The 12581-nt window shown below is 63.2% G+C and carries 12 protein-coding genes; 7 read left to right on the top strand and 5 right to left on the bottom strand.

Annotated features, from left to right (window positions below; translation table 11 throughout):
* Positions 1 to 6: 6 nt before the first annotated feature.
* The 3 genes from C5N93_RS13460 (at position 7) to C5N93_RS13450 (ending at position 2860) form a co-directional block, all read left to right on the top strand.
* The gene (locus tag C5N93_RS13460; RefSeq protein ID WP_242559645.1) at positions 7 to 615 is read left to right on the top strand and encodes a cupin; all 609 of its coding nucleotides are present in this window, start codon (positions 7 to 9) and stop codon (positions 613 to 615) included.
* A 94-nt stretch (positions 616 to 709) separates the two neighbouring features.
* The gene (mgrA, locus tag C5N93_RS13455; RefSeq protein ID WP_242559644.1) at positions 710 to 1747 is read left to right on the top strand and encodes an L-glyceraldehyde 3-phosphate reductase; all 1038 of its coding nucleotides are present in this window, start codon (positions 710 to 712) and stop codon (positions 1745 to 1747) included.
* A gap of 198 nt (positions 1748 to 1945) precedes the next feature.
* A complete protein-coding gene (locus C5N93_RS13450; RefSeq protein WP_242559643.1) occupies positions 1946 to 2860 on the top strand; it encodes a LysR family transcriptional regulator in 915 nt (304 codons plus the stop codon).
* Positions 2861 to 2881: 21 nt separating this feature from the next.
* Here C5N93_RS13450 and C5N93_RS13445 read toward each other — a convergent pair whose 3' ends face one another.
* Positions 2882 to 3373, bottom strand: a complete 492-nt coding sequence (locus C5N93_RS13445) for a helix-turn-helix domain-containing protein (protein WP_242559642.1) — start codon at positions 3371 to 3373, stop codon at positions 2882 to 2884.
* Between the two features lie 130 nt (positions 3374 to 3503).
* On the opposite strand from C5N93_RS13445, the gene C5N93_RS13440 reads away from it, so the two are divergent.
* Both C5N93_RS13440 and C5N93_RS13435 read left to right on the top strand, forming a co-directional pair.
* Complete coding sequence (locus C5N93_RS13440; protein WP_242559641.1) at positions 3504 to 3947, top strand: hypothetical protein; 444 nt, start codon at positions 3504 to 3506, stop codon at positions 3945 to 3947.
* Positions 3948 to 4323: 376 nt separating this feature from the next.
* Positions 4324 to 5154 (top strand): chitosanase, encoded by an 831-nt coding sequence (locus tag C5N93_RS13435; protein ID WP_242559640.1) that lies wholly within the window; start codon positions 4324 to 4326, stop codon positions 5152 to 5154.
* A 71-nt stretch (positions 5155 to 5225) separates the two neighbouring features.
* Here C5N93_RS13435 and C5N93_RS13430 read toward each other — a convergent pair whose 3' ends face one another.
* Together C5N93_RS13430 and C5N93_RS13425 are read right to left on the bottom strand one after the other, a co-directional pair.
* Positions 5226 to 6092, bottom strand: a complete 867-nt coding sequence (locus tag C5N93_RS13430; RefSeq protein ID WP_242559639.1) for an NAD(P)-dependent oxidoreductase — start codon at positions 6090 to 6092, stop codon at positions 5226 to 5228.
* Between the two features lie 65 nt (positions 6093 to 6157).
* A complete protein-coding gene (locus C5N93_RS13425; protein ID WP_242559638.1) occupies positions 6158 to 7387 on the bottom strand; it encodes an MFS transporter in 1230 nt (409 codons plus the stop codon).
* A 105-nt stretch (positions 7388 to 7492) separates the two neighbouring features.
* On the opposite strand from C5N93_RS13425, the gene C5N93_RS13420 reads away from it, so the two are divergent.
* Entirely contained in the window at positions 7493 to 8401 is a 909-nt protein-coding gene (locus C5N93_RS13420) for a LysR family transcriptional regulator (RefSeq protein WP_242559637.1), read from the top strand.
* Between the two features lie 137 nt (positions 8402 to 8538).
* Positions 8539 to 9420, top strand: coding sequence for a MurR/RpiR family transcriptional regulator (locus C5N93_RS13415; RefSeq protein ID WP_242559636.1), 882 nt, complete (start codon positions 8539 to 8541; stop codon positions 9418 to 9420).
* A gap of 155 nt (positions 9421 to 9575) precedes the next feature.
* Here the strand turns inward: C5N93_RS13415 and C5N93_RS13410 are convergent, their stop codons facing one another.
* Together C5N93_RS13410 and C5N93_RS13405 are read right to left on the bottom strand one after the other, a co-directional pair.
* Entirely contained in the window at positions 9576 to 10961 is a 1386-nt protein-coding gene (locus tag C5N93_RS13410) for an amino acid permease (RefSeq protein ID WP_242559635.1), read from the bottom strand.
* Between the two features lie 121 nt (positions 10962 to 11082).
* Entirely contained in the window at positions 11083 to 12438 is a 1356-nt protein-coding gene (locus C5N93_RS13405; RefSeq protein WP_242559634.1) for an aspartate aminotransferase family protein, read from the bottom strand.
* Positions 12439 to 12581 lie beyond the last annotated feature (143 nt).

The following is a 12581-nucleotide window of genomic DNA, read 5'->3' as shown; positions in this document are numbered from 1 at the left end:
GTCATCATGTCTGAATTCGACCGCCGCAATTTCATGCGCACGTTGTCCGTGCTGGGGCTGACGGGCCTCGGCGCAGCGTTTCCCGAACTTGCCGCCCGTGCAGCGACCGTGGAGCCCGACAGCTTCATTCTCCAGCGCAATGGGTGGGTTCCGAATAATCCGCAGTTGCCGGTGCTGCACTATCGTCAGGTGATGACCCCGGACGAAGCGAGGTCGTCGGCGGACAGGTTCGAGCGTCTGGTCGGTGAACATGGCTGGCCCGCGCAATGGCGCGCAGGCATCTACGATTACCACCACTATCACTCGACGGCGCATGAAGTGTTGTTCTTCGTGCGCGGCAGCGTCGAACTCGTGCTGGGTGGTCCCGGCGGGCGCCGCGTATCACCGTTAAGCGGCGACGTCGTGGTGCTGCCGACCGGTACCGGCCACATGCGCGTCTCGGCGAGCAACGACTTGCTCGTCGTCGGCGCGTATCCGCGCGGTCAGCAATGGGACGTCTGCACCTCCGCGCCCACGGCCGAGATGAGCCAGCGCATGCAGTCGCTACCGTTTCCCCAAATCGATCCGGTCACGGGGACCGGCGGGCCGTTGACGCGTCTTTGGACGCGCGCCTGATATTCGCCGCGTCTCCTGTATCGTCTTTGCATGCGGTGTACCCGCGTCGTGTGCAAGGCGTTCCGACTTTTGAGCTTTTTCCAAGGAGAATTCCATGCTTTATCAACCCGAAAGCACGCGCTACGACGCTCAGATGCCTTATCGCCGCGTCGGCCGCAGCGGCATCAAATTGCCGGCAATCTCGCTGGGCCTGTGGCAAAACTTTGGTGGCGTCGATGTGTATGAAACGGGCCGCGCGATGCTGCGTCGCGCCTTCGACCGTGGCGTGACGCACTTCGACCTCGCCAACAACTACGGCCCGCCGGCAGGCTCGGCAGAAGAGAACTTCGGCCGCTGGATGGCGCAGGACTTCAAGCCGTTTCGTGACGAGCTGATCATCTCGTCCAAGGCTGGCTGGCAGATGTGGCCCGGCCCCTACGGCGGCCCGAACGGCTCGCGCAAGCACCTGATCGCCAGTTGCGAGCAGAGCCTCAAGCGCATGGGGCTGGATTACGTCGACATCTTCTATTCGCACCGGGTGGACCCGGACACGCCGCTGGAAGAGACGATGGGCGCGCTCGTGCAACTGCATCGTCAGGGCAAGGCGCTGTACGTGGGCATTTCGTCGTACTCGCCGGAACTCACGCGTAAAGCGGCGCAGATCCTGGCCGACGAGCGTGTGCCCTTATTCATCCATCAGCCGAACTACTCGATGCTCAATCGCCGTATCGAGAAGGGGCTGCTGAGCACGCTGGACGATCTCGGCACCGGATGCATTGCGTTCTCGCCGTTGGCGCAGGGGCTGCTGACGTCCAAGTACCTGTCGACTTCCGGCGCCGAGGGCAGCCGTGTCACACGAGGCACCTCGTTCCGCCAGAGCATGCTCAGCGAAGACAATCTGGCCCGTATTCGCGCGCTCAACGACATCGCGCAGGGGCGTGGTCAGACGCTGGCCCAGATGGCGATTGCGTGGGCGCTTCGCGACGAACGCGTCACGTCAGCGCTGATCGGTGCACGCACCGTGGCGCAGCTCGACGACTCGCTCGATGCCGTGAAACGTCTGGACTTCACCGCCGACGAACTCGCGCAGATCGATCGATATGCGCAAGACGGCGATGTGGATCTCTGGAAGGTCTCGTCGCAGATCGAGTGACACGTATCGCGGGATGCCGCGCCCCGTCATGCCTGTCAGCCGACCACGGCCGATGAGCTGGCGCGGGCGATGTTCCGGGCAGGAAAGCGTGACAAGACACCGATGACATCGCCGTCGATGCGACGATTCGTTTGATCTGATAAGTTTCGTTAATTGTGGGGATTAATCTATCAAAGCGATGGATCGCGGGAGTCGCGTATGGAATTGAGACAGTTGCGCCATTTCATTGCCGTGGCGGAAGAGGGGAATTTCACGCGTGCGGCAGAGCGTTGTCACATCGTGCAGTCTGCGCTCTCGACGTCGATTCGTTCATTGGAGGACGAACTCGGCGCGAAGCTGTTTGTGCGCACGACTCGTCACGTGAGTCTGTCGGCGGCCGGGCAGGCGTTTCTCGATCAGGTCAGACGTGCACTCGATGTGCTGGACCGGGCCTCGGGCGACGTCGCCGATATCCACGCCATTCGCAAGGGCCGCCTGTCCATCGGCACGGTGCAAAGCCTGCCGCCGTTTCTCGACCTGTCGAACCTGATGTCGCGCTTCTACGAGCGCTATCCGCAGATTGAAATTCGTCTGGTGCAGGGCGGCGCTCACGATCTGAACGACAAAGTCGCGGCGCGCGAAATCGATCTGGCGATTCTGCCGATCGAAGAGCGTAGCGAGAAACTCACGTCGCACATCGTCGCATGCGACGACATGGTGCTCGCGTGCGGCCACCGCCATTCGCTGGCGGCCAGACGAAACATCCAGCTCGCACAGCTCGCGGACGAGTCATTCGTGGACTTCGTTCCGGGACATGGCACGCGGCGTTTGGTGGATCGCGGGTTCGCGGAGGCGGACGTACGGCGCCGCGTGGCGTTCGAGATCGGGGATCTCGATACACTGATGAGTCTGGTGGAACAGGGGCTGGGCGTGGCGCTTCTGCCGGCCGATCTGGTGGCGCGGCGCGCTGAGCGGCTGGTGCAGGTGCCGCTCAAAGGCAAGACGCTTTGCTGGGAACTGGTCGTCACGCATCTGCCTGCCGTATCGGAAGATGCCGCGCCGCCGCTGGACCCTGCGCCGCTGGCGTTTCTCGAGATGCTGCTCCAGGAGACGGTCGCGGCACGCGAAGATTGACGTCGGCCCGCGGCGACTGTGTTAGGCCGACGCTCGTTGGGTTGCCTTGCGTGTGGCGCGACGTTTTGGCCGGGGTGCGCTCATATAGCCGTCCGGCGCGACGGGCTGACCGTCGACCGTTGTCAGGGCGATGGGCGCCAGCGGGGTACCGGATGCCCGGTCGACGAGCGTCAGTGACAGTTCGTCGTCGTCGAAACAATACGTCTCCCCCCATTGCCACAGCGCGACCAGTACCGTGCCGAGCGCTCTGCCGCGCGGCGTCAGGACGTAGATCTTGTAGACCGAGCCGTCCGGGTCCGGCGTGATGTCGAGAATGCCATCCTCCACAAGCTTCTTGAGGCGTGTCGACAGAATGTTGCGCGCGAGGCCCAGATTCGTCTGAAATTCGCCGAAGCGCGTCATGCCGCGCATGGCGTCTCGCACGATCAGCAGCGACCACCAGTCGCCGATCACCCCCAGCGCCCGCGCAATCCCGCACTCCACCTGACTCAGATCCGTCTTCTTGCCTTTCATCGCTTTGCCTATCCCCGATCTGCTAATCAAGTAGTTGCAAAAATAAACTCAAATGCTTAGGCTGTCCATGAGTTGCAAATTTAAACTTGTGGGCGATTCGCCCGTTTCTTCACGAAAGCGAGATATCGAGATGCTCTTCAACGACACCGCACCGACGCTTCCCAAACCGGCCGGCCCGCCGCCGTGGTTCGAAAAACTGGCGGACGACGCCACGCTCGAAGCGGCCGTGCTCAAGCGCCCGGTGCATGGGCGCGAGAACATCATCGCGCTGATCAAGGTGGCGATCGGCGTCTACGAGGGGGGGATGGATTTTCGTTATCTGCGGCAGATGGACGACCTGTTTCTCGAGTCCTATCGGTCGACGGTCGCGGGGCAGCCGATCGACAACATGGTGGTCGTGCACTACAACGCCGAAGGCTTTGCTGACTCGATCGTGATCAATCATCGTCCGCTGGGCGCGGCGCTCACGTTTTCACGTCTGATGTGGGAGAAGGTCGGTGACCGCTTTGGCGATCTTTATCTGACGGGGCCGGAGGCCGACGCCATGGCCGACGCGACCGCATCCGGCAAGTAATCTGCAAATATTCGGCGTTGGCGCGCGAGCGATGTCTTCGTCGCCGCGCGCGGCGACCGGGTTGCACGACGCAAGTTTTTCCCGGCCTCAACGGGCTGGTGATTTCGTTTGCCGAAACGACATCATCCTAATATCGCGCTGACCCTTCACCCGCGCGGCGCTCACGGATTGTGACAGTTTGAAACGCCGGTGAGTCACACGCGACTTCCTCAACTTACTCAATTCGCACGATTGCGCGAATTTGTCGTGTTCGATCAGAATTTCCTGCGCCGCCTCCTTATCGATCATTTGATAAGGAATACTTACAAATCATTTCGAAGGATGGCGGGCGCATCGAAATTCAATCGAATCGAACTGTTGTTGAGGAAGGTAGACGATGAAGAAGTTGACCGTAATGTGCCTCGTCGCGATGGCGTTGGCAGGCGCGGCGGTAAGTGGAGGGGTGGATGCCGCCCAGGGGGAGATTGAGGCGGGGGCCGGTGCGGCGGCAGACGCTGCCGTCGATCGTCAGACGCAGGTCGAAGATTCGCTGGTCAGCATCTTCGAGAATCTGACGCTCAAGATTCGCTATGAGTACATCCAGAACCTGAACGACGGGCGAGGTTTCACGGCAGGCCGCGCGGGCTTCACGTCGGGAACGGACGACCTGCTGCAAGTGGTGCAGGAGTACACGGCGCGCAAGCCGGGCAACGCGCTTGCGCCGTACCTGCCGGCTTTGCGAGCCGTGAACGGCACCGATTCGACGGCGGGCCTCGGTGGTTTTCCGGAAGCGTGGCGCGCTGCCGCCACCGACCCGCAGATGATCGCGGCGCAGGACGCCGTCAACGACCAGTTGTACCGCGTGCCGTCGCGCAAGCTGGCGAACAAGCTCGGCCTCGTGCTGCCGCTCTCTCGCGCGGCATTGTACGAAGCGGGCATCCAGCACGGGTACGGCGACGATCCGGACTCGGTCAAACAGATCGCCGCGCGTGCGACGGCGCAGGTCGGCAGCACGCCGGCGGCCGGGGCCGACGAAAAGACGTGGTTACTCACGTTCCTCGAGATGCGTCGTGACGATCTGCTGGCGCCAGCCAATACCAGTTCCGCTGAAGAGTGGCGAAAGTCGGTCGGCCGCGCCGACGCGATGATCACGCTCTTTCAGACCGGCAACTTCGATCTGACCCAGCCGATCACCGTGTCGGTCTTCGGCAAGTCGTTCCAGTTCTGACGCGATGCACACACGGTCGGCGACGAATTGCCGTCGCCGACCGCATGCCGGGTTCGCGCAGGCTCAGTCTTTCAGACGTCGGTGAACAATTGCGCGACACCGGTCATATGAAGCTCGCCCATGCCAGCATGCAGGGCTCGATCGAACACGCCGTAAGCCGCCGAAATCGTCGGTGCTGATGCCGCATCTCCGCAGGCCGATGCCATGTAACCGAAATCTTTGTGAATCAGACGGACAGGAAAGCGCGGTGCGAAGTCTCTGGCGCCGATCGATCGGGCGACTAACGTGGCCGCCGGACTCCAGACGGTCGTCGATGCCATGGCCTCGACAATCGGCGCGGCGTCGACCCCGTACCTCGCGAACAGACCAAACACCTCCGCCAGCGCCGTCACTTGTACGCCCAGCAGGGTGTTGGTGGCGAGCTTGGTCAATGCGCCGCAGCCAATCGGGCCGACATGCCGGATCACGGCGCCCATCGGCGTGAGGACCGGGCGGGCGGCATCCAGTGTCGCGTCGTCCCCGCCGATCAGGTAGACGAGTTGACCGGCATCGGCCTGTGGCAAGCTGCCCGACACCGGCGCTTCGATGAAGCGGATGCCGCGCTCGGCTGCGATACGTCCTAACTGGCAGACCCAGTCGGGGGAAAGGGTCGAGCTTTCGATGGCGATCGCATTCGCCGACATGCCGGAAAGCGCGCCATGCTCGTCGTCCAGCCAGACATGTTTCGACGCCTGATCGTCTGTGAGCATGGTGATCACGAAGTCGGCGCCCCGAGCGGCCATCTTTGGCGTGTCTGCCCATGTGGCGCCATCGAGCGCTGCATCGGGCTGGACAGGGCGCGTACGGTTCCAGACCGTGACGCGGTAGCCCGCGCCGATCAGTCGTGCGCACATGCGTCGCCCCATGTTGCCGAGGCCAAGAAATGCAATGGTTGTCATGATGTTTCTCTGGCGAAAACTGAAATTGGGATAGATCGAGTCGCGACACACGAACCTGGCGCGGCTCACTGCGCCTGGCGGCTGCCGTTGCGGTTCAGGAGGACGACGATGAGACCCAGCATCACGAAACCTGCCGCTACGGCCGGAATCGAGGCGGGACCGGACTGGTTGACGATCATCCCGCCGACCCATGCCCCCATGCCCACCGCCGCGTTGAAGACGGCAACGTTGACCGATGTTGCGGCGTCCACGCAGTCCTCCATCTTCGACGTGAGGTTGAACACCGATGTCTGCAACAACACCGGGAGCGCACCGTATGCGGCGCCCCACACGGCCATTGCCAGCAACGTCGCGACGTAGCCCGACCCCGCGAGATACATGCCGAGCAGGCTGAGCGCGAGCAGGGCCGTCACCCCGATAAAACCGCTACGCAGCGACTTTGCGGCAATCGGTGTGATCGCGAAGTTGGCGACAACGCCCGCTGCGCCATACATCAGGAGCAGCACGCTGATGTGCTCCGCAGACTGACCACCGACCTGCGAGAGATACGGCGAGATGTACGTGTAGGCCAGGAAATTGCCGGTCACCACCAGTCCGGTCGTCAGCAGCACGCCAAGCAGCGGGCGGCTCCTGAGTACGGTGGACGTCGTGCCGCGCTTTGCCGTCCGGGCAATGCTGACGGCCGGTACCGACCAGGCGATGACGGCGAACACCGCAAAGCTCAATATCGCCAACGCCCCGAAGACGGCCTGCCATCCGGCATGCTCGCCGAGCAGTGTGCCGGCCGGTACACCGAGCACCGTCGCGAGTGACACGCCACCGAATACGATCGATGTCGCCCTGACCGCGTTGCGTGACGAGACCAGATGGACCGCCGTGACCACCGCCGTTGACCAGAACACGCCGATGGCGGCGGCGACAAGCAGGCGGCCGGCCAGCACCACGCCATAGCTGGGCGCGAGGAAGGTGACGACGTTGCCGAGACAGCACACGGCCAGCAACGCCGCCATCAACAGCTTGCGATTCCATCGTCCGAGCCAGCCGGTCAGCGGCGTGGCAGTGAGCGCGACGACGAAGGCGAAGCTGGAGACGAGATAGCCCGCGGCACCCAACGAGACGTGGAGGCCGTCGGCCATGGCGGGCAGTACGCCGACCGGCATGAGTTCGGTGCTGACGAACGAGAAGCAGCCGAGGCTGAGGGCCAGCACTGCGGCGGCGCTTTTCGCCCGGGATGCCCCGGGCCAGCGGGCGGCAGCGTCCGGCGTGCCGGCGGAAGAGGTTATGGCAGGTTCCATAGGTCGATCCGAGAAGAAACTAGTGGAGACGGATCGGATTCTGACGCCAGGCGTTCATGAATGCGATAGCATGGAACGCATATGATTCTTGCGGCCACGTCATCAATGAAAACACTCAACTCGCAACTACTCGAAGGCGTCGACGTGCTCGCAGCGGTCGTCGACACGAAGAGCTTCGGTCGTGCCGCAGAGGCGCTCGACATGTCGCAGTCCGGGGTGAGTCGTGTGATTGCCCGGCTGGAGACGCGTCTGGGCATTCGCGTGTTCGAGCGCACGACCCGCAACGTCCGGCTGACCGAGGCGGGGCGTAATTTCTACGAGCAGGTGATGCCGCTCGTCGGTGCGCTGGCCGAGGTTACCAACAACGCGGCCGGCAACGCGTCGAAAGTGCAGGGACGCCTGAGAGTGAACGTCGACCCGCTGTTCGCCAGTCTCGTCCTCGGGCCGCGACTGGGTGACTTCATGGATCGGCATCCCGATCTCGAGATCGAATTGCGCTGCCGCGACGAGCTGGGGGATCTGGTCGGCGAGGGGTACGACCTGGCGCTGCGTTTTGGACATCCGCCAGCGTCCTCGCTGATCGCGCGAAAGCTGTTCGATACGCGCGTGTTGGCCATGGCCTCGCCCGCGTATCTGAAACGGCACGGACATCCCAAAGAGCCGAAAGCGCTGGAGACCGGGGGGCATCGTTGCCTGCTGTTCCGTGAGCCGCTGACCGGCAAGCCGTTCTCGTGGGAATTTCATCAGGGGCGCAAGAAGCTGATGGTGCATCCGCATGGCAGCTTGATGGTGAACGACCCCAGCGTGGTCCTGAGCACGTGCATCGCGGGGATGGGCATCGCGCAAATGTTCGAGCTGGGCATGGCGCCGTACATCGCGTCGAAGCAACTGGTGCCGTTGTTTCCCGACTGGTCCGATCATCGTTTTCCGCTCTACGTCTACTATCCGACGCGTCACCATGTCCCGGCGAAAACCCGCGCGTTGCTCGATTTCGTCGATCGTCTGGTGCGGTAGGGAAAGAGTACGCAGCGATGCCGAAGATAGCGATAAAATCGGAAATTCCTTCTGTGCTTTGGCCGGAAGGCAGCGCGCAGGGGTGACGCACGGAACTCACCTCGTCCACTTTTCGATTCCCACGCCGAGTCATAACGATGACCAAAGACGAACTGGAAAAGGCGATCTCGACGCGTTTTCAGGAGATGCCGCCAAAGCTTCGTCAGGCTGCCCGGTATGTGCTCGACTCTCCCAAGGAAGTCGCACTGCAATCCATGCGCACGGTCGCCGCGCGGGCGCAATTGCAGCCGGCGTCGATGCTGCGACTGGCGCGTGAGCTGGGGTTTGCGAGCTACGAGGACTTTCGCGCGGTCTATATCGACTGGCTCTCGGCGGGGCCGTCAGGCCCGTCGGGGTTGCTCGAACGTGCCGAGCAGGTACGGGAGCACTCGCGGGCTTCGGGCGACGAGCAACTGCTCGTCGAGTCGCTCGCCAACGAGTACGGCAACCTGGAAGCCACGCTGAGCCCGCGCAATGGGAAGAGTTTCGTCGAAGCCGTGGAGCGCCTGCGAGGCGCGAGCCGCATCTACGTGCTGGGGCTGCGCAGCCTCTATCCGCCGGCGTTCTATCTGCATTACGTGCTCTCGACGTTTCAGGACAACGTCACGCTCATTTCCGGTGAGGGCGGTGCGCTGATCGACGACATGCGTCGCATCGGCAAGACCGACGTGCTGCTGTGCTTCACGGCGCGTCCGTACACGGTGGCCAGCGTGGAGACGACCCGCTTCGCACGTGAGCGAGGCGCCACGGTCATCGCGGTCAGCGACAGCACGCTCTCGCCCGTGGCAGCGCAGGCGCACACGTGCATCGTCGCGCCGAACACGAGCCTGTCGCTGTTCCCGTCGATCCTGCCCGCACTGGCCGTCGCACAAACGCTCGCGCAGTTGCTCATCGCGCACGGCGGGGAGGAGACGCTGGCCGAAGTGGCGAACAGCGCGGCACAGCTTCACGAATTCAACATCTATACGTCCGGGGACTGACGTTGCACGGCGCATCGCGCTGACCGACGCCGCAACTTTCCCCGCACAACGCAAAAGCCCGTCGCGGCCTTACGGCGCCCGACGGGCTTTCTTGATGCGCAGCGACGGGAGCGTCCCGTCGCGCTGTCTATGCAGACACGTTGCGCGGACTCAGCTCAGCTCATTTCCGCTTTGACCAGCCCGAAGTTCGGGCGTCGGCGCAGCACGAAATACAGACCCACGATCATCACGGCAGTCGCGACCATGAACCAGAACTGGAAGCGCGAATCCGGGTTGAAGGCTTGCGAGAGCAGCACGGCCACCAGCGTGAGGAACGCGATGATGTTGGAGAACGGATAGAACCACGCCTTGAAGCTCGATTCCTCGCGTTGTTGTGCCGGCAGACGCGCCATTTTGCGACGCATGACGAAGTGCGCCACGATGATGAAGATCCACACGGTCATGACGAACGCGCCGCTGCTCTTGGCGAGCATGAGGAACAGATCGCCGCCGCTCACGAAGTGCACCGCCAGAATGCCCAGACAGATCGCGAAGCTGAAGGCCAGCGCGTTGATCGGCACGCCACGCGCATTCGTACGGGCAAACATCGGCGGCGCGTAACCGCGCTGGCTCAGCGAGTACAGCATGCGCGAGTTCGAGAACAGGAAGGAGTTCATCACCGACATGAACGAGACGAACAACACCGCCTTCATCGCCAGCGCGGCGTTCGGGAATCCGGCCATGCTGAACAGCGAGACATAGGGCGAGGCGAGGTTGGCCTTGTCCGTCCACGGCAGGCACAGAATGATGATCGACACCGAGCCGATATAGAACACCAGCACGCGGAAGATTACGCTGCGGATCGCCCGCACCACGTTCTTGCGCGGGTTCTCCGATTCCCCGGCTGCAACCGCCGCGATTTCGCTGCCGCCCAGCGAGAAGATCACGACCATGATGCCCGCGATCACCGGCGAGAGGCCGTTGGGCATGAAGCCGCCGTTGCCCGTCAGGTTAGCGAAGCCGGGCGCGGGGATCTTGGCTTGCAGACCGAACAGGATCGACAGCCCGAACAGCATGAAGATCACGATGGTGGCGACCTTGGCGAACGACAGCCAGTACTCCGCTTCGCCGAACGAGCGCACCGAATAGGCGTTGCTCACGATCAGCGTCATGAGCATGACGACCGCGCCGCCCCAGACCGGCAGCCATGGCAGAAACTCGTTGAGAATCGCGCCGAGCAGAATCGCCTCGATGGTGATCGTCATGAGCGACTTGAACCAGTACAGCCAGCCGACGGCGAAGCCGGCCCACTCGCCGAGGTAGGTGCTGGCGTAAGTGGAGAACGAACCCGCATCCGGGTTGCGCGAAGCCATCTCGCCGAGCATGAACATCACGAACGTGACGATCAGCCCGCCCACGAGATACGAGAGGATGGCGGCCGGGCCGGCGGTGGCGATGATGGCGCCGGAGCCGACAAAGAGGCCGGCGCCGATGACACCGCCAAGGGCAATCATGGTGATGTGTCGCTGCTTGAGGCTTTGACTCAGCGAGTTCTGCTGCATGGTCGGATTCCCTGTTGTGTAAGGTGTTGGGGGACGACGGTGGCGCGACAGCGCGGGTGGCGCAGTGCCGTTGGCGAGGCGCCGGTGTCTCGGCCGGTGCCTCGCGTCGCGCGGGGGGAGATCAGCGGATGGCGGGTTCGATGGCGGCCTGAATGGCGCCGTCGAGCCGCTCGACCACGAGATCGATTTCGGCTTCGCTGATGACGAACGGCGGCGCGAGCATGATGTGGTCGCCGTGCTTGCCGTCGATGGTGCCCATTGCCGGATAGCAGGCGAGGCCACGCGCCATCGCTTCGCGCTTCACGGCGGCATGGACTGCAAAGCGCGGATCGAACGGGTCTTTCGTCGCCCGGTCGGCAACGAGTTCGATGCCCACGAACAGACCCCGGCCGCGCACGTCACCGATGTACGGGTTTTGCGCGAAGCGCTCGTTCAGTTGCTGCATGAGGTATTGCCCGCGATCGCGCACCTGTGCGAGCAGACCGTCGCGCTCGATGACCTGCTGCACGGCCAGCGCGGCCGCGCACGCCGTCGGGTGCGCGAGATAGGTGTGACCGTGATGGAAGAAGCCGCTGCCGGCGCTCATCGTGTCGACGATGCGCTGGCTGGCCAGCACGGCGCCGATCGGCTGATAGCCGCCGCCAAGCCCCTTGGCGATGGTCTGGATGTCCGGCGCCACGCCTTGCTGTTCCCAGGCGTGCAACGTGCCGCTGCGGCCCATGCCGCACATGACCTCATCGAGAATCAGCAGAATGCCGTAGCGGTCGCAGACGTCGCGCACGGCCTTGAAATAGCCGGTCACCGGCGTGATGACGCCGGCCGTCGCGCCACCGATCGTCTCTGCCACGAAGGCGATGATCGAGTCGGCGCCCTGTTCGAGAATCGTCGCTTCGAGTTCCCTGGCCAGACGCTGGCCGTACTCGAGTTCCGTCTCCTGCGCACGCTGGTCGCGATAGGCATAGCAGGGCGAGACGTGCGTGACGTCGATCAGCAGCGGCTCGAACTGTTCACGACGCCAGCGATTGCCGCCAATGGCCAGCGCACCGAGCGTGTTGCCGTGATAGCTCTGACGGCGTGCAATGAAGCGACGACGCTGCGGCTGGCCGATCTCCACGAAGTACTGACGCGCCATCTTGAGTGCAGCTTCGATCGCCTCGGAACCGCCGCTCACGTAGTACACGTGGCTCAGGCCCGAGTCGACGGGCGTATTGCGGATCAGGTTATCCGCCAGCGCTTCTGCGACCTCGGAACTGAAGAAGCCCGTGTGAGCGTAAGCCAGCTTGTCGATCTGCGCGTGCATGGCGGCAATCACGTCGGGATGCCCGTGACCCAGGCAGGAGACGGCGGCACCGCCGGAGGCGTCAATGTACTGACGGCCCTGGATGTCCGTCAGATAGACGCCCTGACCGCCGGCGGCGATCGGGGGCTGATGGCGGAGATGTCGGTGGAAAACGCGGCTCGAAGTGGCTTGACTCATTTTGAACAGGGGGCGGTATGCGTGGATTCGAATTGAACAAATGTTTAATTTTTGTAAGCGTATAGCACATGTGTTTATTTTTTGATGCGTGGAAACCCTGAGAGCGGGCGCACCCCGTGTCGTCGGGACGGACGGGGCCGCCC

The organism is Pandoraea sp. LA3 (assembly GCF_022696215.1).
GTDB lineage: Bacteria > Pseudomonadota > Gammaproteobacteria > Burkholderiales > Burkholderiaceae > Pandoraea > Pandoraea capi.
This window is presented reverse-complemented; position numbering and strand designations above follow the sequence as displayed.